The organism is Phenylobacterium glaciei (assembly GCF_016772415.1).
GTDB classification, from domain to species: domain Bacteria; phylum Pseudomonadota; class Alphaproteobacteria; order Caulobacterales; family Caulobacteraceae; genus Phenylobacterium; species Phenylobacterium glaciei.
The window spans coordinates 41,004-66,160 of sequence record NZ_JAGSGD010000003.1 but is presented as its reverse complement, the minus strand read 5'-3'; the positions used below and the strand labels follow the sequence as shown (position 1 = coordinate 66,160).

The window sequence follows — 25,157 nt, the reverse complement described above, 5'->3', positions numbered from 1 at the left end:
TAATTACAAATCTATAATTATATGGAGGCCATGACCAGCGTCCGATTTGAATGGGACGAGGCTAAAAACCTCTCAAATCAGCGCAAGCATGACGGTGTGAGCTTCGAGGACGCCCGGCAGGTATTTCAGGATCCGCTGCACATCTCTGTGCAGGACCGCATCGAGGGTGGCGAACAACGTTGGCAAACCGTTGGGGCGGTCCAGGGCGTCTTGATCCTACTGGTGGCGCACACGGTCACGGAGCAAGACGCCGACGGCGGATCGGTCGAGATCATCCGTATCATTTCAGCGCGACGGGCCACGCCGCGAGAGAGGCGACGCTATGAAAACGAAGCTTGATAAGGCGGAAACCCCGCCGGCTTTGACCGACGCGCAGCGCGAGCACCTGGCCGAGTTGGCGGCGCTGCCTGACGAGTCGATCGACACCCGCGACATCCCCGAGCTGTCCGACGAGGCATGGGCCGCCGGCGTCCGTGGGCGCTTCTATCGGCCCGTAAAGCAGCAGATCACCGCCCGCGTCGACGCCGACGTGCTGGATTGGCTCAAGTCGCAGGGAAGGGGCTATCAAGGCCGCCTCAACGCCATTCTGCGGCGGGAAATGCTGGCATCGCTCAAGCAGGCGCGCCGGGCGTAAACAAGGGCGCAATGCTGGCGGCCAGGAAGGCGAGAGGTGTCGCCTACAAGCCGCAGTTCCCGACTTCACAGTCGGGGTTAGCGGATGTTGGAATTCCTCCCTACCGCCTCAAAGCCTCCCGGCCACCACTTCACCTGCCAAGTCTGGCGCCCCAATCAGTCGGTCATGGGCCGTATGGGAGCTCGTCGGCTAGGAGTCCCTGCTCAGAGAGAGTCGAGGTCACTATGGAAGAGACAACCGCACCGAAGAAGTCGGCTCGCATCCGCGCTGACGAGATCAAGGCCTTTCGCTGCAAGAACCTGATCGCTGTCCTCGAGAACCCGAGCGACTTGAGAAACATCGGGACTGTGATCCGGAACGTGAACGCCCTCGGCGTCGAGAAAATCTATGTGGTCGATCCGCGCCGGTCCCTTGCCGATGATTGGCAGGAGTTGCGCACCGGGAAGAAGCTTTCTGGCACATCTGCCTCCGCGGTGAAGTGGACGTTTGTGAAACGCTTCGACAGCACTGACGAATGCTTCGACTATCTTGAGAAAAAGCACTTCAAATCGATCGTCACCTCACCGCACGTGAAGGGCAAGGCGAGCATTTTCCTGGACGAAGGCGACTACACTACCCACGCCAAACTCGCGGTCTGGTTCGGCAGCGAAGCGGTGGGGATCAGTGATCGAGCCGTCGAGCGGGCGGAAACGTGCGTTTCAATTCCAATGTTCGGCATGATCGAGAGCCTCAACCTTGGAACAAGCTCGGGCATTGTCCTCTATGAGGTCGCCAAGCAGAGGCGCGCCTATCAGGCGAAATATCGATTGCGCGACCAGCGGGGCGCCCGGGCCACGCCACTGCCGACTGTGATCGCCCCGAAGGTCTCGTAAACGTCCGCAATGGGTGGCTTTTCACCCCTTGGGACAGACGCGCCGGCCTACCCCCGCCTTGCCGCCTCGATCCTCGCCACGTCGATCTTCTTCATCGTCATCATCGCCTCGAACACCCGCTTGGCCACCGCCGGGTCGGGGTCGGACATGGCCTGGTTCAGCTGGCGCGGGGTGATCTGCCAGGAGAAGCCCCAGCGGTCCTTGCACCAGCCGCACTGGCTCTCCTGCCCGCTATTGCCGACGATGGCGTCCCAGTATTTGTCGGTGTCGGCCTGGCCGTCGGTCTCCACCACGAAGGAGACCGCCTCGTTGGGCTTGAAGAGGGGGCCGCCGTTGAGGCCCATGAAGGCCTGGCCGAGCACGGTGAACGCCACCGTCAGCTCGGCGCCGGCCTTGCCGTCGGGAAAGTCGCTAGGCGCCTTCGCGGCGGGTCCGACATGGCTGTCGGGGAACAGGCCGGCGTAGAAGTCGGCGGCCTGCCGGGCCTCGCCGTGGTCGAACCACAGGCAGGTGGTGAACTTGGCCATCGTCTTGCTCCTGATTGTTTCTGATCCAAGGACGAACGGCGCGCGCGGTTCCCGACAGGTCCGAGGTCTAGCCCTCCCCCCACATCCTCAGAAGATTGCCGATGGCGTTGTCGATACGCAGGCGGGGGTCGCCCTCGGGCAGTTCGTCCCGCGCGCGCTCGAGCTCGAACAGCAGATCCCGCTGGTCGGCGCGCCGGACCTGGCTCTGCACCCATCCCACGCAGGCCAGCCGCACCCCGTCCGTCACCGGTGTCACCTCATGCAGCTGTCCGGTGGCATAGAGCACCACCGACCCGGCCTCCGGCCGGAAGCTGCGCTCGCCGTCCCGCCCCAGCAGCCGCAGCGCGCCGCCTTCATAGGCGGCGGGGTCGGAGAGAAACACCGTGAAGCTCAGGTCCGTCCGCAATGGCCAGCCATGCTCGTCGGTCATCGTCGCGGCGTCGGCGTGCAGGCCGTAACGCTGACCCGGGACATACCGGGAGAACATCAGCCGCGACCACCGGGCCGGCCGCGCCAGGGCCTGGAAGGTGGGATGGCCCTCAAGGGCGAGCCTCACCGAGGCGGCAAGTTCGGCGACCTGGGGATCGTCGCCGCGCGCCTGTTGGTTCAGCTTGACCCGGCGCGCGTCGGGACCGGCGGTGGCCCGTCCGTCCCGATAGGGCGCCTCGGCCAGCCCCTCGGTGATGCGCGCCACCTCGGCGGCGCCCAGGATGTCGGTCAGCACGATCATCGCATCCTCACGTCACGCCGCCCGGTCGCCAACGGGGCCTCTGCAGCGAGAGCGCCCTGGAATCGCCGCGCTCGCACACCATATTGGCGACTGCGGACCGGGCCCCTCTGGCGGCGCACATTGTGCGTTGTGATGTCGGACGCAACACGTTCAAGCGTGAGGCCCCGTCTATCCAAGCGGTTTGCCTCAGTCGACAAAGAGGAAATCGCAATGCCCCTGCTCCTATGTCCCAACGACAACAGCTCGATGAACACGGTGGACCGCGCCGGCGTGCAGTTTGACATGTGTCCCACCTGCCGAGGCGTGTGGCTGGACCGCGGCGAGCTGGAGAAGCTGCTGGCCGGCGCCGTCGACGACGCCCCTGCCGCTCCGCCCCAGGCGGCCTTCCGCCAGGCCCCGCCCCCCGCCCAGCCGCCCGGCCAGCCCTGGGGCTACGGAGAGCGAGGCGAACGCGGCGAACGCGGCGAACGCGGCGAACGCGGCGAACGCGGCGAATATGGGGAGCGCGGTGAGTACGGCGAGCGCGGCCACGGCGGTTACCACAAGAAGCGTTCGATCTTCGACATCTTCGACTGACCCCGGGCGGCACGACGCAAGACGCCCGCCGGGGGGACCGGCGGGCGCTTCACGGTCATCCCCTCCCAGGTCGGGGAGGGCGGGCCGCTACTCCGCGGCGATGGAGATCGACTGGGCGATGCGGTCCTTGAAGTTGATCTCCTGCAGGTAGGCGATGCCTTCCTCGGCGATGTCGTCGCCGACCATGCGGTCGCCCTCGGCCTTCAGCTCCTCCAGGTCCACATAGATGGCGTAGAAGGCCCGCGTCCGCTCGGTGATGATGCCGGCGTTCAGCAGGGTCTTCACCAGCACGCGGAAGATGTTGGACTGTTCCTTCATGTCCTCGCGGCGGGTCTCGTCGTTCATGTTGGCGGCCATCTCGGCGATGACGCGGTCGGGATCGAGGCCGAACTCCTCATAGAGGTCGCGCTGCTGGGTGGGCGCCACCAGGTTGAACAGCAGGGTCTGGAAGCAGTGGGCAGCCCAGGTCTCGATGATCTCGTGCTCGGCTTCGCTCAGGTGCGGGATGGTCCGGTCGGCCCAGATCTTGCCGAACTTGTGGTGGAAGGCCTCGTCGGTCATCACCAGCTGCATCAGCTTCTTGCCGAGCGGGTCGTTGATATTGTTGAAGAAGGTGGCGAAGGCGCCCATCGCCAGGCCCTCCACCAGCATCTGCATGCCGATGATCTTCTTGTAGACTTCCGGGCTGCCGATGATGTCGATCAGCAGGGCCTTCAGGGTGGGGCCGGCTTCCACCGGGCGGCCCCAGCGGGCCTTGATGTACTTGGCGAAGGCCGTGACGTGGCGGGCCTCTTCGCGGGTCTGGTTGGCGGCGTATTCCTGCGCCCCCTGGTCCAGCAGCACGTGGCACAGGCTGGCCGACAGGTTCAGCGCGCCTTGCTCGCCATGCAGGATCGAGGAGAAGGACCGCAGCGCCGACTGGTTGGCGAACCGCACGCGGGTCTTCCAGTCGGTGAGGTGGTTGGAGACATAGTCCGTGCCCAGGGAGATGATCATGTTCTCCGGCAGGAGCATCTCGTTCTCCATGTCGAAGGGCTCGTCGAAGTCGATGTACTTCTTGTCGAGCGGATCCCAGAAATGGTCGTGGGTGGCCGAGATGATCTTGTCGAAGGCGGTGGACCGATTGCCGTAGCGGTCGAGGTCCAGCATGGACTCAAAGTCGTCCGGGGCCACGGCCTCGTAGATGATGTCCTTGGTGATATTGCCGTCGGCGGCCATGGGCTCTGCTCCTGCGGGACGCACGCTGGCGCCCGGTTTCCTCGTTGGAGCGACGATCACCCGCAAACCTTACGGAGTCAATAAAGATGACGGGGGCGTCACTTTTAAGAACCCACCCCTCTGATCGTCATGGCCGGGCTTGTCCCGGCCACCCATGATCTCCGGGGTTCAGCAACGATCAGCGGCGGCGTCGCGCAATCTGCGGGAAGGCGGAGATCATGGGTCCCCGGGACAAGCCCGGGGATGACGGTTGAGGGGGGAGAGCATCGCCCCCAAATCCGCTCATCCCGGCGCAGGCCGGGACCCAGATTCACCCAGTGCGTTTGGACGTGATCCACTTGTTCGTGTGGTTCGTGTGGTTCGTGGACAATCTGATGGGCCTCGCGGCGGGGCGACCGGAAGAGTTGGAACCGCAAACCACACGAACGGGACTTTGCTCGAGAGCCGGAGATGGATCTGGGTCCCGGCCTGCGCCGGGATGAGCGGATGGGGGGTGACACCTGCGCGCGTCCTCATCCGACCGCGCTCGCCCCCAAGGGTGGCTGAGCCTCAATCCCCCTCGATCGCGTCGATGTCGTCATCCGACAGCCCGAAATGGTGCCCGATCTCGTGGACCAGGACGTGACTGACCAGTTCGGCAAGCGTCACGTCGCCGCGGTCGACCCACTCATCCAGGATCGGCCGGCGGTAGAGGAAGATCATCGAGGGCTGGGGAGAGGGATCGAACAGGGTCCGCCGGCCGATGTCCACGCCCTGATAGAGCCCCGTCAGTTCGAAGGCGTCCTCGATGCCCAGTTCATCGAGCACCTCCTTGGCCGCGAAGTCGTCGACCCGGAAGATTACGTCCCCGGTCATCTTGCGGAAATCGTCCGGCAGGGCGGCGAAGGCCGCCTCGGCCAGGGCCGCGAGGTCGTCGAGGGAGGGGGCCAGGCCGCTGGCGTCGGGGGCGTCACTCATCAGGCATGATGATATGCGGCGCCTCGGGGGGCCGTGTCTCGAACAGACCGATATCCAGCGGCTGCTGCGGCTTGAACGCCCGCATCGGCTGGCGGGCGAGCGCGTTCAGGGCCTGATAGTCCATGGGGTCGCGGGCCTTGCGCCGGGCGTCGCGGGCCTGGGGGCCGTCGGCCGCCTTCACCGCCGAGCCGAGCCGCCAGTAGCTCACCTGCAGCCGCCAGACGGTGCGCGGCGCAGGCTTGGGCTGGGGCCAGCGGCGGCCGTCCTGCATCAGCGGGGCCACCGGCGCGGGGGGCCTGCCGTCGATCGCCTCGGCCAGCCGGCAGTAGCGGTCCTCGGGCGCCAGGACCACGCTCCGGCCCGGCCGCTCGTCCTCCACCCGGCCGGCATGGGCGTCGAGCGCCGCCTCGCGGCTGGCATAGGGCGGCCCCACCGGCTCGGTGACGAAGACCACGGCCTGGCCCGCCGCGCCCACGGCCTCGCGTTCGCGCGCCGCCCGGGCAAGCGGCGCCTTCAGGGCGGCCGCCGCGTCGGGCGCCACCGGATAGAGGATCGCGGTCATCCTTGGATTATCGCCGAACTGGGCCCGAGCGCCTATGTTCGATCCTGATGATTCGACAGGCAAAAGCACCAACGTCGCAGGCGGCGCGATGAGCGAGCTGGACCTGATCCTGTCCGCCGCCGCCGGCGCCGTGCTGCTGGCCATCTGCGCCACCCTCTGGGCGCTGGCCCAACGCCGCCAGTCCGACGAGAAACTCGACACCCTGCGCCTCAAGATCGCGGGCCTGGAGGCCGGCGCCGAGGCGGCGCAAGCCTCGGCCGAGGCCTTCGATTCCGCCCTGCTGGCGGTCGAGGACGGCCACGCCCTGCTGGCCTCGGGGGAAGAAAGCCTGGCCGCCTGCATCTCCGCCCTGGGCCTGGCCGACGGCGATCCGCAGCACGTGGTCGCCGCCCTGATGCGCGCCGACCCCGACCATGCGCGGCGCCTGCGGGCCCTGTTCGAACGCGGCGAGGCCTGCGCCTTCGAGGTCCAGGGGCCGCATGGCGTCGTCGCCGTCGAGGGCCGGGCCGCCGGGGCGCTCGCCTGGCTGCGGCTGTCGGCCGTGGTGGGGGAGGACGCCGGCCTGCCCACCGCCCCGCGCTTCGCCGCCTTCCTGGACGCTCGCGCCACGCCCGCCTGGATCGCCGCCGCCGACGGCAGCCCGGTCTGGGTCAACGCCGCCTGGCTGGCCGCCGTCGACGCCGCCAGCCTGGACGACGCCGCCGCCAAGGGCCTGAGCTTCGACAAGGCCGCCGATGCGCTGGCCGCCGAGGCCGCCAACCTGGGCCAGAAGCGCGAGGCCCTGCGCTGGTCCTCCTTCGCGGGACGTCGGCGCGCCTTCCAGATCACCGCCCAGCCGCTGGAAGGCGGCGGCGTCGGGGTCTGGACCGAGGACGTCAGCGAACTGGAGGAACTGCGCGAGGCGCTGAAGCGCCACGTCGAGGCCCATGACGAGACGCTCAACCACATCGCCGACGCGGTCGCCATCTTCTCCAAGACCAAGCGGCTGATCTTCCACAACACCGCCTTCGCCGCCCTCTGGGGCCTGGAGCCCGCCTGGCTGGCCGAGCGCCCCACCCACTCCGAGATCCTCGACCGCCTGCGCCAGCGCCGCCGCCTGCCCGAGACCGCCGACTACACCAAGTGGAAGGCCGCCGAGCTCGACCGCTACGAGGCCCTCGACGCCAGCCCCGACGACATGTGGTCGATCCCCGACGGCCGCACGCTGAAGGTCGGCCGCCAGGTCCACCCCCTGGGCGGTATCGTCCTGCTGTTCTCCGACATCACCGGCGAGCTGCGGCTGAAGGCCCAGTACAACGCGCTCATCCAGGTGCAGCAGGCCACCCTGGACAAGCTCAACGACGCCGTGGCGGTGTTCGGCGCCGACGGCCGCCTGCGCCTGCACAACGAGGCCTTCGAGCGCTTCTGGAACATCACCCCCCAGCAGCTGGACCTGGCCCACGACTTCGAGGGCGTCGTCGAGCTCTGCATCCCGCGCCTGCATGACATGGGCTTCTGGCGCGAGCTGAAGGGCCGCGTCGCCGACACCGACCCCGCCGCCCGCGCCCCCATCTCCGGCGAGGTGAAGACCTCCGACAGCCGCATCGTCGTCTATCAGTCGCGCCCCCTGCCCGACGGCGCGACCCTGATCGCGTTTGGCGATGTCACCGACGCCCGCAAGCTGGAGAGCGCCCTGGCCGACCGGTCCGCCGCCCTGGCCGAGACCGAGCGGCTGAAGCGCGACTTCGTCGGCAATGTCTCCTATGAGCTGCGCACCCCGCTCACCACCATCATCGGCTATTCCGAACTGCTGGAGCGCTCGGGCGAGAACCTGTCGGAGCGCGGCCGCGGCCACGCCGCCGCCGTCCGCTCGGCCGCCACCCAGCTGGCCCGCTCCATCGACGACGTCCTCGACATGGCCCAGATCGACGCCGACGAGATGGCCCTGGACCTGGAGGACGTCCACGTCGCCCAGCTGCTCAATGACGCCGCCGCCCGCCGCGCCGACGAGGCCGCCGCCGCCCAGGTGGTGGTGAAGGCGGAGTATCCCGACGACATCGGCGTCATCCGCGGCGACATCAAGCGCCTGGCCCAGACCCTCGACCACCTTACCGAGAACGCCATCCGCCAGACCCCGCCCGAGGGGATCGTCACCATCTCCGCCCGCCGGGCCCTGGGCGAGATCCAGCTGCAGGTGTCCGACACCGGGCGCGGCATCCCCTTCCACGTCCAGGCGCACATCTTCGACCGCTTCGTGGGCCGCGAGCGGGGCGGCCCGGGCCTGGGCCTGGCCCTGGTGAAGTCCCTGGTGGAGCTGCACGGCGGCTGGGTGGCCCTGGAGAGCGAGCCCGGCGCCGGCGCTACCTTCACCTGCCACCTGCCCGAGGAAGCGCAGGGCGCGGCCGGTCATCCCGAGTTGGGCTTCTAAACTCACCCAACCCCCTGCTAGTCTGGTCCCAACCAGAAATCACATCAGGGGACGAGACATGATCAAGACCAGGATTACCGAGATGTTCGGCGTCGAGACGCCGCTGATCATGGGGGGCATGACCGGCGTCGGCTACGCCCGCCTGGTGGCCGCCGTCGCCAACGCCGGCGCGCTCGGCTTCATCACCGCCCACCATTCCAACAACAAGCAGGAGCTGCTCGAGGAAATCGAGCTGTGCCGCAGCCTGACCGACAAGCCGTTCGGGGTGAACCTCACCCTGCTGCCGTCGCTGAACAAGATTCCCTACGACGAGTACCGCGAGGCTATCATCGAGAGCGGCATCAAAATCGTCGAGACCGCCGGCCGCAATCCCACCGACCACCTGCCCGCCTTCAAGGAAGCCGGGGTGAAGGTGATCCACAAGTGCACCTCGGTCCGCCACGCGGTGACCGCCGTGCGCCATGGCGTGGATATCGTCTCCATCGACGGCTTTGAGTGCGCCGGTCACCCGGGCGAGGACGACGTCGGCCTGATCGTCCTGCTGCCGGCCACGGTGGACGCGCTGGGCGACGTGCCGGTGATCGCCTCGGGCGGCATGGCCGACGGCCGCAGCCTGGCCGCGGCCCTGATGCTGGGCGCCGACGGCGTCAACATGGGCACCCGCTTCATGGCCACACAGGAGTGCGCCATCCATGAGAACGTGAAGAAGAAGATCGTCGAGAACACCGAGCGCGACACCCTGCTGACCAACCGCACCCTGCGCAACACCAGCCGCGTGGCCCGCAACGCGGTGTCGGAAGAGGTCGTGGCGATCCAGCAGGATAGCACCAAGACCATCGAGGACGTGCGCCACCTGGTGGCCGGTGTCCGGGGACGCACCAACGTGATGGGCGCGGGCGACACCGACGGCGGCATCTGGACCGTCGGCCAGAGCCAGGGCCTGATCCACGACATCCCCACCTGCCAGGAACTGGTCGCCAACATCATGCGCCAGGCCGAACAGGTGCTGAGCAAGAACGCCCAGCGCGTGGTGGTGAGCGCTTAAGCGCCACCTTCAACCCCCACCATCGTCATCCCCGGGCTTGTCCCGGGGACCCATGATCTCCGCCTCGCCCAAATCCGCTCATCCCGGCGAAGGCCGGGACCCAGATTCATTTCCGGTGGTCCGCATTGATCACCAACCTGCTTTCGGTTTCTCAATGGGATGGAAGTGGGTTTCACCTGGGTCCCGGCCTTCGCCGGGATGAGCGGATGGGGTGATGTCCCGCCGGATTTCACCGAAACTCATCTCCATGCCCCGCATCGCCGCCGCCCAGACCCCGGAGTTCCGTGAGGACGTCGACGCGGCGTTCGCCTACGCGCTCGAGGTCATCGCCGACGCGCAGGCCCAGGGCGCGGACCTGCTGGTCTTCCCGGAAGGCTACCCGCAGGGCTACCTGACCCAGGAAGGCCCCGCCCGCCGCCAAGCCCTGAACCTCGCCGGCCCCGCCTTCGCCGCGATCCTCGCCCGCCTGCCGCAGCCCGGCCCCACCGTCGTCCTCGGCCTCATCGAGGAAGACCACGGCGCCCTCTTCAACACCGCCGCCGTCATCGCCCACGGCCGGTTGCTCGGCCGCTACCGCAAGACCCACCTCCTGGCCGGCGAAACCTGCTTCACCCCCGGACCCGACACCCCCGCCTTCGAGGCCGCCGGCCTCCGCTTCGGGATCAACATCTGCTACGACACCAACTTCCCCGAAGCCGCCCAGGCCGTCGCCGCCACCGGCGCCACCCTGCTGGTCTGCCCCGCCAACAACATGATGCCCCGCCCCACCGCCGAAGCCTGGCGCGACCGCCACAACCCCATCCGCGGCGAGCGCTGCCGCGAGACCGGCCTCTGGCTGATCTCCGCCGACGTCACCGGCGAGCGCGATGGTCGTATCGCCTGGGGTCCCACGGCGGTCCTCAACCCCCAGGGCCAGGTGGTGGCCCAACTGCCGCTCGACCAGCCGGGGCTGTTGGTGTTCGACCTGCCGGGCCAGGCTGCATAAACCGGACGTCCAAGGAGCCGACCATGACCACCACCTCCCCCCAGACCCCCGCCCAGCCCAGCTACTGGAACCAGGCCGGCGGCCAGGCCTGGGTCGATCTCCAGGGGCTGATGGACGGCCTCAACCAGCCCATCGCCGACGCCGTGATCGAGGCCGGCTTCCCCGGAAAGGGCGGCTGCGTGCTGGACATCGGCTGCGGGGCCGGGACCACCACCCTCGACATGGCCAGGCGCCTGGGGCCCGCCGGCGCCAGCGTCGGCGTCGACGTCTCCGCCCCCCTGCTCGACGCCGCCCGCGCGGCGGCCCAGGCGCAAGGGGTCGCCAACGCCCAGTTCCTGGAGGGCGACGCCCAGACCTTTGACCTTGGAACCGCGGCCTACGATGCCGCCATCTCCCGTTTCGGCGTCATGTTCTTCGCCGATTTCGACCAAGCCTTCGCCAACCTGCGCCGCGCGCTCAAGCCCGGCGGCAAGCTCGCCTTCGTCTGCTGGCGCAGCCCCGCCGACAACCCCCTGGCCGGCGCCCCGGCCGACGCCGCCGCCCCCTACCTGCCGCCCATGCCCCAGCCCGACCTCAACGCGCCGGGCCGCTGGGCCTTCGCCGACCCCGAGCGCGTACGCGGCATCCTGGCGCGAACCGGCTGGCGCGACATCGAGATCGCCCCCCTCGACGTGGATACCCCCATCGCGCTGCCCGACCTGATGACGCTCAGTCTGCGCATGGGCCCCCTGGGCGCGCGGCTGCAACAGGCCGACGAGGCCACCCAGGCCAAGGTCCTGGCGGCGATGACCGACCGGCTGCGCGCCTGCGAGGTGGACGGCAAGGTGGCGATGACCGCCGCCTGCTGGCTAGTGACGGCGCGGGCCTGACGGAAGCCGCCTATCCCATTTGTGCGTCATCCCCGGGCTTGTCCCGGGGATCCATGATCTCCGCCTCGCCGCAGATGGCTTGGCCGACGCCACAGGTCCTTGCTGAACCACGGAGATCATGGGTGGCCGGGACAAGCCCGGCCATGACGATCAGGGGGATCGCCGATGACGCGCCGCCAGCGCATCCACCCGCGCCACCTCGTCCAGCCCGCGCGCCCAGTGGCCCTCCTCGCGGGCCCAGGCCAGCATCTTGGCGAACGCCGGGTCCCGCCGCTGCCAGGCCATCAGCGTCACATAGTGCGGCATGCCAGGGACCTGGGCGACCTGGCGCAGAGAGGCGCCGGTCGTCATCTGCGTCAGGATGTGGTCGAACAGGGCCGGGGTCAGGCGCGAGGGCTTGGCGCTGCGGCGCATCTGGCCGCCGAGCTTGGCCAGACGCAGGGCCTTGGCGAAGTCCGGCCGCAGCCGCTTCCAACGCCGGATATCCACCTTGCCCGGCAGGCCCTTGGCCGCCGCGATCTCCGCCATGGTCTCGCCGGACGCCGCCCGCTGGATGATCCTGTCGGCGATGGCCTCGGCATAAAACTCCCACTTGCGGGGCCGCATCCGAGCCGCCAGCGCGACCGCCTCGGCGAGAGCGGCCACGAACTCGGGCCGTTCCGATTTCCAGCGGTTGAATCGATCTCGGTTCGGCCACTCCGGGCGCCGCACCAGGTCGCGCACTGCGTGCCCGCGCTTCACCTCCATCAGGAAGGCTTCGGCGCGCTCGGGATCGAACACCGGCCCCGCCGTGGCGCTGACCTCCATGCCGCGCCGCCATTGCCTCGCGTACATCAGCCGATCGGCGAAGGCCTCGTCCTCCTTCGCCCAGCGATAGATCGTCTGCCGGCAGGGGAAGCCCGGCCGCTGCTCTAGCTGGTGCAGCCGCGCGCCCTTCTCCACCGCCTCACAGACGCGGACCATCATCTCTTTGCGGGGATAGGCGGCGGCCATGAGCGCAGGATACCAGCGAGAGGCGAAAAGAACAAACTAAGAACAACACTTCTCGCGAGCGAGGAGCGATAGCCTCCACAAATTCCGCTCATCCCGGCGAAGACCGGGACCCAGATTCACCCAGGGCCCCGGGAGATGGTCAGCCTGCGCACTCGGGCTTGCATGAGACCGCAGTGGGTTTCACCTGGGTCCCGGCCTTCGCCGGGATGAGCGGCTGTCTTGTCGAGCTAAGGACACCGCGCCCCCACGGTGAAGATTCTTTTCCAAACGGCGGAGCTTTCTCGCGACGGCGGCGTTTGGTTTTCACGGGGGTTGGTGACGGCCCCCTCCGAGATGATTTCCAGAGGGCCTTCCATGACCGCGACCACGACCCCCGCCGACAAGGAATTCATGGGCGAACTGACCGCCCTCATCCCTCACATGCGCGCCTTCGCGCACTCCCTGTGCCGCAACGCCGTGGAAGCCGACGATCTGGCCCAGGACGCCCTGCTGCGGGCCTGGAACAACCGGGCCAGCTACCAGCCGGGCACCAACATGAAGGCCTGGACCTTCATGATCCTGCGCAACCAGTTCTATTCCGACAAGCGCCGCTCGTGGCGCTCGACCCAGCTCGACCCGGAAACCGCCGAGCGGACCCTGGTGGCGGTCTCCAATCCCATCGCCACCCTGGAGCTGGACGAAGTCCGCCGCGCGCTGGCCATGCTGCCGGACGACCAGCGCGAGGCCCTGATCCTGATCGGCGCCGGCGGCCTGTCCTATGAAGAAGTCGCCGACATCTGCGGCAGCGCCATCGGCACCATCAAGAGCCGCGTCAGCCGCGCCCGCGACCGCCTGGCCCTGATCCTGGCCGAAGGCTCCTACGACCAGGACGAGGTCCTGCCGTCGTCGGCCATGTCGACCCTGATGAACACCCTGGACCGTCTCTGCGCCCCGCGCATGGCCGCTTAGCTAAAGAACCCCCACCCGGAGCTCTCGTAGCTTCGGGATACCGAAGAAGCCGCCGCTGTCCCCACAGCGGCGGCTTTTTCTTGGGCGCGACATTCCCACCCCCAAAGATCGTCATCCTCGGGCTTGTCCCGAGGATCCATGATCTCCGACGTCCAGAACGCGCGCGGCGGCGCCGTCCAGCTCGGGCTGGCGACGCGGCGCGTATGGATCCTCGGGACAAGCCCGAGGATGACGACTGGAGTTGAGCTAGTGCTGGCTTTCCGGCATGCGGACCACCAGGCCATCCAGCTCGTCGCTGACCTTGATCTGGCAGGAGAGGCGGCTGTTGGGCTCCACGTTCTCAGCGAAGTCGAGCATGGACTCTTCCATGGCCGACTTGGTCCCGGTCTTGGATTCCCAGGCGGCGTCGACATAGACGTGGCAGGTGGCGCAGGCGCAGGCCCCGCCGCAGTCGGCGTCGATGCCCGGCACGTTGTTCTTCACCGCGCCTTCCATCACCGTAAGGCCAGCCTTCACGTCGATGACGTGTTCGGTTCCGTTGTTCTCGATGTAGGTGACCTTGGCCATTTACTCCCCTTCGCCGCCTTAGGCGGCGACCTCTTTCATGGAAACCGATGGGTCCGCAAGCCTGTCGAGATTGACCGGTTTGCGGTTCCCGATGAGCTGACGGCCCATCATGTATTCCGGCGGGGCGTTGACCGCCTCCACCGATTGAACCTGATCGCCCTTCAAATGGAAGATGGCGAATTTGCCTGACGCAGGGTCCCCGCGCACCAGGATGTGGTCGGCGTCGAAGGGCAGGCCGGCGATCTGGAGCTTCAGATCGTACTGGTCCGACCAGTTCCACGGCACTTCGGGCGTGGGCGCCGGGCGCCCGGTGATGGCGGCGGCCACCTGCTTGGCCTGTTCCAGCGCGCTGGGCACGCTCTCGGGGCCGAACATCCGGTCATAGTGGGGCATCGGGCGGTGGCTGCAGTCGCCGATGGCGAAGATCGAGGGATCGGAGGTCCGCGCCTCCAGGTCCACCACGATCCCGCGGGCGGTGTCGAGGCCGGCGTCGGCGGCGATCTCGTCATTGGGCTTGCCGCCCACGCCGACCAGCACCGCGTCGGCGGGAATGACCCGGCCGTCGGCCATCTTCACGCCCGAGATCTTGCCGGCCTCGCCCACCAGGCGCTCGATATGGGCGCCCAGTTCGAAGGTGACGCCGCGGGCCCGGTGATAGTCGGTGAAGAAGGTCGACAGCACCTCGCAGGCGCTGCGCGACAGGATGCGCGGCTCGCGCTCGAACACGGTGGCCTCAGCGCCCAGCGCCCGGGCCGAGGCCGCGACCTCCAGGCCGATATAGCCGCCGCCGATAATCGCGATGTGGTGACCGGGCTTGAGGTGGCCCTTCAGCTGCTCGGCGTCGGCCGCCGAGCGCAGGGAGAGAACCCCCGCAAGGTCGGCGCCCGGCAGGGGCAGCTTGTTGGGCCGCATGCCGGTGGCGATCACCAGGATATCGTAGCTGAGCGTCGAGCCGTCGGAGAGCGCCACGGTCTTCTCGGCGCGCTTCAGGCTCACCGCCGAGATGTTGGGCCGGAAGTCGATCTGGTTCTCGGCGTAGAATTCCAGCGGCTTCAGCGCCAGGGAATCCCCGTCGGCCTCGCCCTTCAGCCAGGCCTTGGAAAGCGGCGGCCGCTGGTAGGGCGCGAGGGGCTCGTCGCCCACCATGGTGATGGGTCCGGCGAAGCCGTACTGGCGCAACAGGGCCACGAGCGTGCCGCCGGCATGCCCCGCGCCCAGAACCACCACGTGTGCGTCCACTGAACTCATGACAGCCCCATGCAGAAAAATGACGGGTGCGTCAACTTACCGAACAGAGTTCGGATGGTCAGACGACCCGTTCGGCCAGCGTCTTCTTGATCTCGGCGATGGCCTTGGCAGGGTTCAGGCCCTTCGGACACACCTGGGCGCAATTCATGATGGTGTGGCAGCGATAGAGCTTGAAGGGGTCCTCCAGGGCGTCCAGCCGCTCGCCGGTGGCCTCGTCTCTGGAGTCGATCAGCCAGCGGTAGGCATGCAGCAGGGTGGCGGGGCCGAGGTACTTGTCGCCGTTCCACCAGTAGCTGGGGCACGAGGTCGTGCAGCAGGCGCAGAGGATGCACTCATAGAGGCCGTCCAGCTTCTCGCGGTCCTGCGGGCTCTGGATCCACTCCTTCTGCGGCTCGGGCGTGGTGGTGTGCAGCCAGGGCTCGATCGAGGCGTACTGGGCGTAGAACATGGTCAGGTCGGGGATCAGGTCCTTGACCACCGGCATGCTGGGCAGGGGGGCGATGGAGCACTCGTGGCCCGGCTCGTCGGCGTGGCCGTGGGTGCAGGCCAGGGTGTTGCGGCCGCCGATGTTCATCGCGCAGGAGCCGCAGACCCCCTCGCGGCACGAGCGGCGGAAGGCCAGCGTCGGGTCGATGGTGTTCTTGATGTGGATCAGGACGTCCAGGACCATGGGGCCGCAGTTGTCGACGTCCACGTCATAGGTGTCCCACCGGGGGTTCTCTGTCCCCTCGGGATCGTAGCGGTAGACCTTGAAGGTCTTGGTCTTGCCGGACCCGGCCGGGGCCGAATGGTGGCGGCCCTTCTGGACGCGGGAGTTCTTCGGCAGGGTGAGCTGGACCATCAGAGCGCTTCCTTGGCGGCCGGGCTGCGGACCCGGCGAGTGAATTCTTGGGGGGACTGCCCCTCGCGGCGGGCGAGGATCAGCACCCCGTTGTGGCCGTCGTGGTGGGTGGAGACGAGGTTCATCTCCTCCACGCCGTGCTCATTGAGCAGGCGCACGACGGCGGACAGGTCGTAGTCAAACATCATCACCAGCCCCTTGGGCGGGGGCGGCGGCGCTTTGGAGCGGCGCAAGGCAGGCGGCACGAAGGCGCGCCAGCCGGTGCGGGGCGCGGGCCCCGGCTCATCGTGGCGGGCGTCGCGCCAGACCGTCAGCTGCAGGCTGAGCAGCCCGCCGGGCGACAGGCGCTCCAGCAGGTCCTCGATCAGCGCCATCCCGCGTTCCGGCGGGATGTGCTGCAGGACGATGAAGGAGTTGATCCAGCCGAACGGGCCGGCCGGCAGCTCGCCCACATAGGTCGCCACGCCGCGCTTGCGGGCCTCGTTCAGCATGCCAGGCGAGATGTCGTAGCCGATCGTCTCGCCGGCATAGGCCGCCATCGCCTCGGTTAGCCGCCCGGCGCCGCAGCCGAAGTCCAGCGCCCGGCCCTGGGGCGCCACGCCGTACAGCCGCTGGAACTGGGCGACCAGCCTGTCGACGTGGTCGACGCCCGAGCCGAAGAACTGGGCCAGGGCGTCGTCCGTCAGGTTCTCGGTCCGATAGCTCGGATGCGTCAGCACGCCCCAGTAGGGCTGGGTCGCGCCCAGCTCCTGCCAGTCGGCGTCTGTGTCGCGCAGGAGCGCCTGGACCGCCATGCTCGCCTAGTAAACCCGCGCCTTGGGCGGGATGTAGGCGATGTCATTGGTCATGGTGTAGTCGTGCACCGGCCGGTAATCGATCTTCACCGCGCCCGTCGCGTCGTCGAACCAGGTCAGGGTGTGCTTCATCCACTCGCCGTCGTTGCGGGCGGGGAAGTCCTCGTGGGCGTGGGCTCCGCGGCTTTCGGTGCGGTTGTGCGCCCCCACCACCGTGGTCACCGCCTGGCCGATCAGGTTGTCGAGCTCCAGGGTTTCCATGAGGTCGGTGTTCCAGATCAGGCCTCGGTCGGTGACCTTGAGGTCGGCGCGTTTGGCCTGAACCTCGTCGAGGCGCTTGACCCCCGACGCCAGGCTGTCGCTGGTGCGGAACACCGCGGCGTCCTCCTGCATAGCCATCTGCATCTCGAGGCGAAGCGCCGCCGTCGTTGTGCCGCCCGAGGCGTTCCGGAACTTGTCGAACCGGGCCAGGTGGGCGTCGGTCTCGGTCTTCTTCAGCTCCGGCTGGGTCGCGCCGGCCGTAATGGTCGCCGCCGTCCGCAGCGCCGCTGAGCGGCCAAACACCACCAGGTCGATCAGCGAATTGGACCCCAGCCGATTGGCCCCGTGCACCGAAACGCACGCCGCCTCACCCACCGCCATCAGCCCCGGAACCACCTTGTCCGGATCATCGCCGTCCCGAGTAACCACTTCGGAGAAGAAGTTCGTCGGAATACCGCCCATGTTGTAATGCACGGTTGGAAGCACAGGAATGGGCTCTTTAGTGACGTCAACACCTGCGAAGATCTTAGCGCTTTCTGAAATCCCCGGCAGGCGCTGGTGCAGAATCTTGGGATCCAGGTGATCCAGGTGCAGGTGGATGTGGTCCTTCTTGGGACCGACGCCGCGGCCTTCACGGATCTCGATGGTCATGGCGCGGCTGACCATGTCGCGAGGCGCCAGGTCCTTCACCGACGGCGCATAGCGCTCCATGAACCGCTCGCCTTCGGAATTGGTCAGGTAGCCGCCCTCACCCCGGGCGCCCTCGGTGATCAGGCAGCCGGCGCCGTAGATGCCGGTGGGGTGGAACTGCACGAACTCCATGTCCTGCAGCGGCAGGCCGGCCCGCAGCGTCATGCCGCCGCCGTCGCCGGTGCAGGTGTGGGCGCTGGTGGCCGAGAAATAGGCCCGGCCATAGCCGCCGGTCGCCAGGATCACCTGCTGGGCCTGGAACCGATGCAGGGTCCCGTCATCCAGCTTCCAGGCCGTCACGCCCCGGCAGACGCCCTCGTCCATGATCAAATCAAGGGCGAAGTACTCGATGAAGAACTCGGTCGAGTGGGCCAGGGACTGGCCATACATCGTGTGCAGCATGGCGTGGCCGGTGCGGTCGGCCGCGGCGCAGGTACGCTGGATCGGGGCCTCGCCGTAGTTGCGGGTCATGCCGCCGAAGGCGCGCTGATAGATCTTGCCCTCGGGCGTGCGGCTGAAGGGCACGCCCCAGTGCTCCAGCTCGTAGACCGCGGCCGGCGCGTTGCGGCAGAGGTATTCGATGGCGTCCTGGTCGCCCAGCCAGTCAGACCCCTTGACGGTGTCGTACATGTGCCAGCGCCAGTCATCCTCGCCCATATTGCCCAGGCTGGCGGAGATGCCGCCCTGGGCCGCCACGGTGTGCGAGCGGGTCGGGAAGACCTTGGAGATGCAGGCTGTCTTCAGACCAGCCTGGGCGCAGCCCAGGGCCGCGCGCAGGCCAGAGCCGCCTGCGCCTACGACGACGACGTCAAACTTGTGATCGATGAACTCGTAAGTCGCCATGGGACCGATCAAGCGCCTCCCAGCGCGACCTTGAGGATGGAGAACACCGCCAGCGAACCCGCCAGGCCGCAGACGAAGAGGTTGAGCAGCAGCAGCGCCGACTTGGTCAGGGTCTTGTGGATGTAATCCTCCACGATGACCCGCATGCCGGCATGCATGTGCAGGAACGAAATCGCCGTCAGCAGCACCATCAGCACGGCGTTGACCGGCTGACTGATCCAGGCGACCGCGCCGTAATAGTCGGTTCCCGCCAGGGTGATGACGCCGAACACGGCCCAGAGCACCAGGGGCACGAGGGCGACGGAGGTGATCCGTTCGGCGAGCCAGTGGCCGACGCCATGCTTGGCCGAGCCGAGGCCGCGGGCGCGGCGAAGAGGGGTGCGGTAGTTGTCCATCAGAGCGCTCCCGTCATCCAGGCTATGGCCCAGACCGCGAGCGTCGCGGCCACGGAGAAGGCGAAACAGGCGACGGTCACCATGTTGGCGATCGGCAGGCTGAAGCCCTTGCCCGAGTCCCAGACCAGGTGCTGAACGCCCTTGGCCAGGTGGTAGAAGATCGACAGGGTCAGGCCGAACATGACCACCTTGCCCGGGAGCGAGCCCAGCAGCTCCATAAAGGTCTGATAGGCGTCGGGACCGGCGGCCAGGGACATGGCCCAGCCGGCCAGGATCAGGGCGCCGACATAGAGCGCCACGCCGGTCATCCGGTGGAAGATCGACCCGGTCATGGTGACGTGGAATCGCCAGTGGAAGGCCAGCGGGCCGCCTGAGGTCAGGTGCGGCGACAACGGGCGCTCGCGAAGGCCGGTCGGGGTTTCAGCCATGACGGTTTCCAAGAGGATTAAGCGGCTCCGCTTTTAAGCGCCGGTCGCCCGGTGTCAACGAAGCCGGGACCAGCGGCGGCCCCCGAAGCCCGGGTGACAGTCGCGAACGCAGCGCCTCAAAACTTCGCTCAACGCGAAGGATGACCGGCTTCCACAAGCCCCGCAATCTGTCTTACATGCAGTCATCCTTCGCGGGAGACGAAGATGCGGTTTGATCTTGTGGACCTTCGGCTGTTCGCCGATGTCGTGGAGGCCGGCTCCATCACCCATGGCGCGGCCCGCAGCCATATCGCCCTGGCCGCCGCCTCGACCCGCGTGCGGGCCATGGAAGAGGAGATCGGCGCGGCCCTGCTGACCCGCAGCCGCCAGGGCGTGGTCCCGACCCCGGCCGGCCAGACCCTGCTGAAGCACGCCCGGCTGATGCTGGAGCAGTCGGCCCGCCTGCGCGAGGACCTGGGCGCCTATGCCGGCGGCCTGTCGGGCGAGGTGCGGCTGTTGGCCAACACCAACGCCTCGACGGAATTCCTGCCCGAGGCGCTGGGCCGCTTCCTGGCCGACAACCCCAAGGTCCGCGTCGACCTGGAGGAGCGGCTCTCCGACGAAATCGTCGGCCTGATCGCCGAGGGCGTGGGCGACATCGGCATCGTGGCGGGCACCGTGGATGTCGGCGGCCTGGAGACCTTCCCCTTCCGCTCCGACCGCTTCGTCGTCGTGGCGCAGAAGGGCCATCCCCTGGCCAACCACGCCCGCGTGGCCTTCGGTGAGGTCCTGGCCTACGACCTCGTCGGGCTGGAGCGCACCAGCGCCTTGCAGCGCTTCCTGGCCGACAAGGCCGCCCGCCTGGGCTCGGGCCTCAACCTGCGCGTCCAGCTCCGCAGCTTCGACGCCGTCTGCCGGCTGGTGGAGGCCGGCGTGGGGGTCGGCGTCGTGCCGCAGTCCACCGCCGCCCGCGTCGCCCAGACAACGCCCTTGTCGGTGATCGAACTGGAGGACGACTGGGCCGTCCGTGACCTCACCCTCTGCGTCCGCAGGTTCGCCGACCTGAGGCCGTATGCGCAGGACCTGGTGACGAGCCTGCGAGCGCCTTGAGCCGGAGTCGCCGCGCCGCTATGCAGGGCCGCGCGGCGCCCGCCGTCCGCACCCCGCGAAAGACACCGTGGCCTTCCTTCGCAACAAGACCGTCAATCGCCTGAACCTGCACTACGGCATGCACGCCCTGGCCATGAGCGGCGGCGGGGTGTTCTTCGCCGTCTTCCTGATGGACGCGGGCCTGCCCCCCGCCATGGTCCTGGCGGCCATCGCCCTGATCCTGGGGGGCCGCTTCTGTCTGCGCCCCCTGGTGCTGCCCCTGGCCAAGCGCTTCGGCCTCAAGGGGGTGATGATCGGCGGGACCTTGGCGACGGCCCTGCAATACCCGATCCTGGCGCAGGTCCACGGCCTGGGGCCGATGCTGTTGGTCCTCTGCCTGGTCTCGGCGATCGGCGACACCCTCTACTGGACCTCCTACCACGCCTATTTCGCCGCCCTCGGCGACGCCGAGCATCGCGGCCACCAGATCGGCGCGCGGGAGGCCCTGGCCTCGGTGGTGGGGATCATCGCCCCCCTGCTGGGCGGTTGGGCCCTGGTGACCCTGGGGCCCGCGGTCGCCTTCGGCGTCACCGCCGGGGTTCAGATGCTCTCTGCCCTGCCGCTGCTGGGGGCGCCGCAGGTGGCGGTGGCCGACACCGCGCCGGGCGCCATCCGGGCCTCGATGATGGGATTTGCCCTGTTCGCCGCCGACGGCTGGACCGGATCGGGCCTCTATTTCGTCTGGCCGATCACGCTGTTCGTCACCCTCGGCAAGAGCTTCGCGGCGTTCGGCGGCGCCATGGCCCTGGCCGCCCTGGCCGGCGCGGCGGCGGGCCTGCTGCTGGGCCGCCATATCGACGCCGGCCACGGCCGCCGGGCGGTGTGGGTGGCCTTCGCCGTCCTGGCAATCACCATCCTGGCCCGGGCCGGCGCCACGACCCCGGCCATGGCGCTCACCGCCAACGCCCTGGGAGCCTTGGTCCCCTGCCTCTACACCCCCACCCTGATGACCGCGGTCTATAACCTGGCCCAGGGCTCCCCCTGCGCGCTGCGCTTCCACATGGTCACCGAAGGCGCCTATGACCTGGGCTGCGGCCTGGGATGCCTGTCCGCCGCCGCCTTGCTGGCCCTGGGGGCGAGCCTGCCCGTCGCCCTGCTGCTGGCCCTGGCCGGCGCGATGACCAGCCTCATCCTGCTGCGCCGCTACTACACCGGCCTCCCCGAGATCGCCGTCGCGGCCTAGCTCTCCGCCAGCCAGTCCGCCGAGCGCATTTCCTGCAGGCGTGACGCGGTGCGTTCGAACTCGAAGGCGCCGTCGCCGGCCGGATAGAGGGCGATGGGCTCGGCTTCGGCCAGCACGATCAGCCGGGTGTGGGCCTCGTAGAGGGCGTCGATGAGGATCACCAGGCGCCGCGCCTCCTCCCGCCGGTTGGGCCCCAGCCTGGGCAGGTCCTCCAGGAACACGGTGTGGAAGCGCTGCGCGATGGCCACATAGTCGTTGGGGCCCAGCGCCACCGAGCAGAGGCTGGCGAAGGAGGCGCGCACCATGCCGCCCGCCGCATGGGGCAGGTGCACCTTGCGGCCCAGCACTTCCAGGGTCTCGCCGACCTCGGCCTCTTTCCCCAGCATATCGCGCCACAGGGCCTCGAAGCTGCGCGCATTGTCGGGATCGTTGGGGGAGAACCAGGTTCCCGCCGCCCGCAGCCGGTCCAGGCGATAGTCGTGCCCGCCCGCCACGCTGACGACGTCCAGGCGGGCCTTGATCATCTCGATGAAGGGGACGAACAGCTGGCGGTTGATGCCGTCCTTGTAGAGGGCGTCGGGTGTGCGGTTGGACGTGGCCACCAGGGTCACGCCGCGGGCGAATAGCGCCTCGAACAATCTCCCCAAGATCATCGCGTCGGCGATGTCGGTGACCTGGAACTCGTCGAAGCACAGCAGCCGCGCGCTCTGCGCCACCACATCGGCCACCGCTGGGATCGGGTCGTCGCCCCTGTGCTGGCCGAACCGGGCCTTGCGGGCCGCCGCGTCGCCCGACCGCCACTCGCCGATCAGCCGATGGGTCTCGCCCATGAAGACGTGGAAGTGGGTGCGGCGCTTCTTGGCCACTGGGGCGGTCTCGAAGAACAGATCCATCAGCATGGACTTGCCGCGCCCCACCGGCCCCCAGAGATAGACCCCGCGCTGGGCCTCCGGCTTGCGGAAGAAGGCGGTGAGGCCCGAGGGTTCGGCGCCCTCAAGGTCGCTTTCCAGCCGCACCAGGGCCGCGAGCCCCTGGCCTTGCGCCGGGTCCGGGCGGATCGCACCCGCGGCGAGGCGGGCGTCGTAGGCGGCTTGGAGCTGGGAGGCCATCGCCTTGGGCCTAGCCCGCGCCGCGTGGGATCACAACAGCGGGAACAAGCCCGCGCTCAGGATATGATCAGCGGCCGGGCGTAACGGCTCCGGCGGCCGGGGCGGCCTTCGCCACCTGCGCCAGTTCCTTCCTCACGAAGCGGTAGGTTTCCCGCTGCTCGCAGGCGCAGGCCCGCATCTCGCCCTTGGCGTTCCACCAGACGAGGGTAGGATAGCGGATGCCGACCGGGTCGCTGACCGTGACCCCGTTGTCCTTCAGCAGCGGACGCAGGTCCTCGGTCATCTTGCGGCCGGCCTCGATCACCGCGCTGCGGGCGATGTCGCCGTCGGCCGGGATGATTCCCGGGGCCGTCCAGGCATCAGGGACATTGGCCTCCCATTCCTCCATCAGCTTCCAGGCGCCGGGCGTGCCGTGGCGGATCCACAGCTCGGCCACCGTGGTCCGCTCCACCGGGGTGGACTTGGCCAGGCCGTTCTTGTCGCGCCGGGCGATCTCGATGACCCGGGTGTCGATCCCCTGCTTCTGCAGCGCCGGGAACTCCTCGGCCTTGAACCGCAGACAGTCGGGGCAGGTCCGGAACGAGACCATGTAGAGCTTGCCCTTGGTCAGGCCCGGCGAGGCCCAGCCGGCGCTTTCCAGGATCTTGGTGATTTCGGCCTGGTGCTTGGTGATGGTCTTGGGCCGCCAGCGCAGGTCGTTCTGCCAATAGGCATAGCCGCCCACCCCGGCCAGAACCACCACCAGGATCAGGATCGCCCAGGTCCGGAATTTCATCGCCAACTCCTTGTTCGGATCGACCTTAGCGCATCGTCGGGATGACGAAGGCCGAGTCCTCGCTGGCGCCCTCGGGCCAGCGCGCCGTCACCGTCTTGACCTTGGTGTAGAATTTCACGCCCTCCATGCCGTGCTGGTTGGCGTCGCCAAACGCGCTGCGCTTCCAGCCTCCGAAGGTGTGGTAGGCCACCGGCACCGGGATCGGCACGTTGATCCCCACCATCCCGACATTGACCCTGGCGGCGAACTCGCGGGCCGCGCGGCCGTTGCGAGTGAAGATGGCCACCCCGTTCCCGTACTGGTGCTTGGAGGGCAGGTCGACCGCCTCCTCGAAGCTCTCAGCCCTGACGATCTGCAGCACCGGCCCGAAGATTTCCTCCTGATAGGTGCGCATCGTGGGCTTGACCTGATCGAACAGGGTCGGACCGATGAAGAAGCCCTTCTCGTAGCCCTGCAGGGAGAAGCCGCGGCCGTCGGCCACCAACTCAGCGCCCTCATCGACCCCCATCTGGATGTAGTCGGCCACCCGCTGGCGGTGGGCGGCGGTGACCACCGGGCCGTACTGGGCGCTGGCGTCCGACGAGATCCCCACCTTCAAGGTCTCCATCTCGGCCAGCACCTTCTCGCGCACGGCGTCGGCGGTCTTGGCGCCCACCGGCACCACCACCGGCAGGGCCATGCAGCGTTCGCCCGCCGAGCCATAGGCCGCCCCGATGATGTCCTTCACCGCCTGGTCCAGGTCGGCGTCGGGCAGGATGATCCCGTGGTTCTTGGCCCCGCCCATGGCCTGGATCCGCTTTTCGTGCGCCGTCCCGGTGGAGTAGACGTAGTGGGCGATATCCGAGGAGCCGACGAAGCTGACGGCGGCGATGTCGGGATGGGTCAGGATGGCGTCGACGCTGACCTTGTCGCCGTGCACGACGTTCAGCACGCCCTTCAAGTCCATGCCCAGGGCCGCGCCGGCCTCCATGAACAGTTCGGCGAGCCGCACCGGCAGGGTCGGGTCCTTCTCCGAGGGCTTGAGGATGAAGGTGTTGCCGACGGCGACTGCGATCCCGAACATCCACATCGGGATCATGCCCGGGAAGTTGAACGGGGTGATGCCTGCGGCCACCCCCAGCGGCTGGCGCATGGAATAGACGTCGATGCCGGGCCCGGCGCCCTCGGTGTATTCGCCCTTCAGCGCATGGGGGATGCCGCAGGCGAACTCGATCACCTCCAGGCCCCGCTGGATGTCGCCCTTGGAGTCAGCCACCACCTTGCCGTGCTCGGAGGAGAGCAGCTCGGCCAGCTCCTGCATCCGGGCCTCGACCAGGCGCTTGAACTCGAACATCACCCGGGCGCGGCGCTGCGGATTGACGGCGGCCCAGGCCGGTTGGGCCCGCAAGGCGGCCTGGACGGCGGCGTCCAGCTCGGCTGGGGTGGCCAGGGCCACGCGGGCCTGCACCTCGCCGGTGTTGGGGTTGAAGACCTCGCCATAGCGGCCGGAGGTCCCGGCGACGGACACGCCGTCGATGAAGTGTGTGATCTCGCGCATGCAGCGGTTCTAGGACGGGATCGCCGCCGTGGGTA

General features: G+C 68.3%; 27 protein-coding genes. 11 read left to right on the top strand and 16 right to left on the bottom strand.

Going from position 1 to position 25,157, the window contains the following annotated elements:
* Window positions 1-30 precede the first annotated feature (30 nt).
* The 3 genes from JKL49_RS20480 to JKL49_RS20470 all read left to right on the top strand — a co-directional run bounded on the left by JKL49_RS20480 (window position 31) and on the right by JKL49_RS20470 (window position 1,506).
* The gene (locus tag JKL49_RS20480) at window positions 31-339 is read left to right on the top strand and encodes a BrnT family toxin (protein WP_215343297.1); all 309 of its coding nucleotides are present in this window, start codon (window positions 31-33) and stop codon (window positions 337-339) included.
* Complete coding sequence (locus JKL49_RS20475) at window positions 323-634, top strand: BrnA antitoxin family protein (RefSeq protein WP_215343296.1); 312 nt, start codon at window positions 323-325, stop codon at window positions 632-634. Before JKL49_RS20480 ends, JKL49_RS20475 begins: the two co-directional genes overlap by 17 nt.
* A 224-nt stretch (window positions 635-858) precedes the next feature.
* Complete coding sequence (locus JKL49_RS20470) at window positions 859-1,506, top strand: TrmH family RNA methyltransferase (protein ID WP_215343295.1); 648 nt, start codon at window positions 859-861, stop codon at window positions 1,504-1,506.
* 47 nt (window positions 1,507-1,553) lie between these two features.
* Here the strand turns inward: JKL49_RS20470 and JKL49_RS20465 are convergent, their stop codons facing one another.
* Both JKL49_RS20465 and JKL49_RS20460 read right to left on the bottom strand, forming a co-directional pair.
* Window positions 1,554-2,033, bottom strand: coding sequence for a VOC family protein (locus JKL49_RS20465; RefSeq protein ID WP_215343294.1), 480 nt, complete (start codon window positions 2,031-2,033; stop codon window positions 1,554-1,556).
* Between the two features lie 67 nt (window positions 2,034-2,100).
* Window positions 2,101-2,763, bottom strand: coding sequence for a Fe2+-dependent dioxygenase (locus JKL49_RS20460; RefSeq protein WP_215343293.1), 663 nt, complete (start codon window positions 2,761-2,763; stop codon window positions 2,101-2,103).
* 210 nt (window positions 2,764-2,973) lie between these two features.
* On the opposite strand from JKL49_RS20460, the gene JKL49_RS20455 reads away from it, so the two are divergent.
* Complete coding sequence (locus tag JKL49_RS20455) at window positions 2,974-3,339, top strand: TFIIB-type zinc ribbon-containing protein (RefSeq protein ID WP_215343292.1); 366 nt, start codon at window positions 2,974-2,976, stop codon at window positions 3,337-3,339.
* Between the two features lie 87 nt (window positions 3,340-3,426).
* Here the strand turns inward: JKL49_RS20455 and JKL49_RS20450 are convergent, their stop codons facing one another.
* The 3 genes from JKL49_RS20450 to JKL49_RS20440 all read right to left on the bottom strand — a co-directional run bounded on the left by JKL49_RS20450 (window position 3,427) and on the right by JKL49_RS20440 (window position 6,076).
* A complete protein-coding gene (locus JKL49_RS20450) occupies window positions 3,427-4,557 on the bottom strand; it encodes a ferritin-like domain-containing protein (protein ID WP_215343291.1) in 1,131 nt (376 codons plus the stop codon).
* A 549-nt stretch (window positions 4,558-5,106) separates the two neighbouring features.
* Window positions 5,107-5,514 carry a metallopeptidase family protein gene (locus JKL49_RS20445; RefSeq protein WP_215343290.1) on the bottom strand — a complete coding sequence of 136 codons (408 nt, stop codon included), beginning with the start codon at window positions 5,512-5,514 and terminating at the stop codon, window positions 5,107-5,109.
* A complete protein-coding gene (locus tag JKL49_RS20440) occupies window positions 5,507-6,076 on the bottom strand; it encodes a protein kinase family protein (RefSeq protein ID WP_215343289.1) in 570 nt (189 codons plus the stop codon). The genes JKL49_RS20445 and JKL49_RS20440 overlap by 8 nt, the downstream gene beginning before the upstream one ends.
* Window positions 6,077-6,164: 88 nt before the next feature.
* On the opposite strand from JKL49_RS20440, the gene divL reads away from it, so the two are divergent.
* From divL to JKL49_RS20420, 4 genes are all read left to right on the top strand, one after another.
* Window positions 6,165-8,483: a cell cycle protein kinase DivL gene (divL, locus tag JKL49_RS20435; RefSeq protein ID WP_215343288.1), complete on the top strand. Its 2,319-nt coding sequence runs from the start codon at window positions 6,165-6,167 to the stop codon at window positions 8,481-8,483.
* A 58-nt stretch (window positions 8,484-8,541) separates the two neighbouring features.
* Entirely contained in the window at window positions 8,542-9,528 is a 987-nt protein-coding gene (locus tag JKL49_RS20430) for an NAD(P)H-dependent flavin oxidoreductase (RefSeq protein WP_215343287.1), read from the top strand.
* A gap of 214 nt (window positions 9,529-9,742) precedes the next feature.
* On the top strand, window positions 9,743-10,513 hold the full coding sequence (locus JKL49_RS20425) for a carbon-nitrogen hydrolase family protein (RefSeq protein ID WP_249778378.1): 771 nt from the start codon (window positions 9,743-9,745) through the stop codon (window positions 10,511-10,513).
* Between the two features lie 23 nt (window positions 10,514-10,536).
* Window positions 10,537-11,382: a class I SAM-dependent methyltransferase gene (locus JKL49_RS20420; protein WP_215343286.1), complete on the top strand. Its 846-nt coding sequence runs from the start codon at window positions 10,537-10,539 to the stop codon at window positions 11,380-11,382.
* Between the two features lie 150 nt (window positions 11,383-11,532).
* On the opposite strand, the gene JKL49_RS20415 is transcribed toward JKL49_RS20420, so the two are convergent.
* Window positions 11,533-12,375 (bottom strand): terminase small subunit-like protein, encoded by an 843-nt coding sequence (locus JKL49_RS20415; RefSeq protein ID WP_215343285.1) that lies wholly within the window; start codon window positions 12,373-12,375, stop codon window positions 11,533-11,535.
* A 354-nt stretch (window positions 12,376-12,729) separates the two neighbouring features.
* Between JKL49_RS20415 and JKL49_RS20410 the strand changes: the two genes are divergently transcribed.
* Entirely contained in the window at window positions 12,730-13,323 is a 594-nt protein-coding gene (locus JKL49_RS20410; RefSeq protein WP_249778377.1) for a sigma-70 family RNA polymerase sigma factor, read from the top strand.
* A gap of 246 nt (window positions 13,324-13,569) precedes the next feature.
* On the opposite strand, the gene JKL49_RS20405 is transcribed toward JKL49_RS20410, so the two are convergent.
* The 7 genes from JKL49_RS20405 to sdhC are packed head-to-tail and all read right to left on the bottom strand — an operon-like array spanning window position 13,570 to window position 19,390.
* Complete coding sequence (locus tag JKL49_RS20405; protein WP_215343284.1) at window positions 13,570-13,890, bottom strand: 2Fe-2S iron-sulfur cluster-binding protein; 321 nt, start codon at window positions 13,888-13,890, stop codon at window positions 13,570-13,572.
* An 18-nt stretch (window positions 13,891-13,908) separates the two neighbouring features.
* Complete coding sequence (locus JKL49_RS20400; RefSeq protein ID WP_215343283.1) at window positions 13,909-15,138, bottom strand: NAD(P)/FAD-dependent oxidoreductase; 1,230 nt, start codon at window positions 15,136-15,138, stop codon at window positions 13,909-13,911.
* A 58-nt stretch (window positions 15,139-15,196) separates the two neighbouring features.
* Window positions 15,197-15,979, bottom strand: coding sequence for a succinate dehydrogenase iron-sulfur subunit (locus tag JKL49_RS20395; protein WP_215343282.1), 783 nt, complete (start codon window positions 15,977-15,979; stop codon window positions 15,197-15,199).
* Window positions 15,979-16,773 (bottom strand): class I SAM-dependent methyltransferase, encoded by a 795-nt coding sequence (locus tag JKL49_RS20390; protein WP_215343281.1) that lies wholly within the window; start codon window positions 16,771-16,773, stop codon window positions 15,979-15,981. Before JKL49_RS20390 ends, JKL49_RS20395 begins: the two co-directional genes overlap by 1 nt.
* A gap of 6 nt (window positions 16,774-16,779) precedes the next feature.
* Window positions 16,780-18,567: a succinate dehydrogenase flavoprotein subunit gene (gene sdhA, locus JKL49_RS20385; protein ID WP_215343280.1), complete on the bottom strand. Its 1,788-nt coding sequence runs from the start codon at window positions 18,565-18,567 to the stop codon at window positions 16,780-16,782.
* An 8-nt stretch (window positions 18,568-18,575) separates the two neighbouring features.
* Window positions 18,576-18,962 (bottom strand): succinate dehydrogenase, hydrophobic membrane anchor protein, encoded by a 387-nt coding sequence (gene sdhD / locus JKL49_RS20380; RefSeq protein WP_215343279.1) that lies wholly within the window; start codon window positions 18,960-18,962, stop codon window positions 18,576-18,578.
* A complete protein-coding gene (gene sdhC, locus JKL49_RS20375; RefSeq protein ID WP_215343278.1) occupies window positions 18,962-19,390 on the bottom strand; it encodes a succinate dehydrogenase, cytochrome b556 subunit in 429 nt (142 codons plus the stop codon). The genes sdhD and sdhC overlap by 1 nt, the downstream gene beginning before the upstream one ends.
* A 204-nt stretch (window positions 19,391-19,594) precedes the next feature.
* On the opposite strand from sdhC, the gene JKL49_RS20370 reads away from it, so the two are divergent.
* Window positions 19,595-20,479, top strand: a complete 885-nt coding sequence (locus JKL49_RS20370; RefSeq protein WP_215343277.1) for a LysR substrate-binding domain-containing protein — start codon at window positions 19,595-19,597, stop codon at window positions 20,477-20,479.
* Between the two features lie 67 nt (window positions 20,480-20,546).
* Window positions 20,547-21,701, top strand: a complete 1,155-nt coding sequence (locus tag JKL49_RS20365) for an MFS transporter (RefSeq protein WP_215343276.1) — start codon at window positions 20,547-20,549, stop codon at window positions 21,699-21,701.
* Here JKL49_RS20365 and zapE read toward each other — a convergent pair.
* From zapE to JKL49_RS20350, 3 genes are all read right to left on the bottom strand, one after another.
* Window positions 21,698-22,810 (bottom strand): cell division protein ZapE, encoded by a 1,113-nt coding sequence (gene zapE, locus JKL49_RS20360; RefSeq protein WP_215343275.1) that lies wholly within the window; start codon window positions 22,808-22,810, stop codon window positions 21,698-21,700. The genes JKL49_RS20365 and zapE overlap by 4 nt on opposite strands.
* A gap of 67 nt (window positions 22,811-22,877) precedes the next feature.
* Window positions 22,878-23,585 (bottom strand): hypothetical protein, encoded by a 708-nt coding sequence (locus tag JKL49_RS20355; RefSeq protein WP_215343274.1) that lies wholly within the window; start codon window positions 23,583-23,585, stop codon window positions 22,878-22,880.
* 25 nt (window positions 23,586-23,610) lie between these two features.
* Window positions 23,611-25,122, bottom strand: a complete 1,512-nt coding sequence (locus JKL49_RS20350; protein WP_215343273.1) for a CoA-acylating methylmalonate-semialdehyde dehydrogenase — start codon at window positions 25,120-25,122, stop codon at window positions 23,611-23,613.
* Window positions 25,123-25,157: the final 35 nt, after the last annotated feature.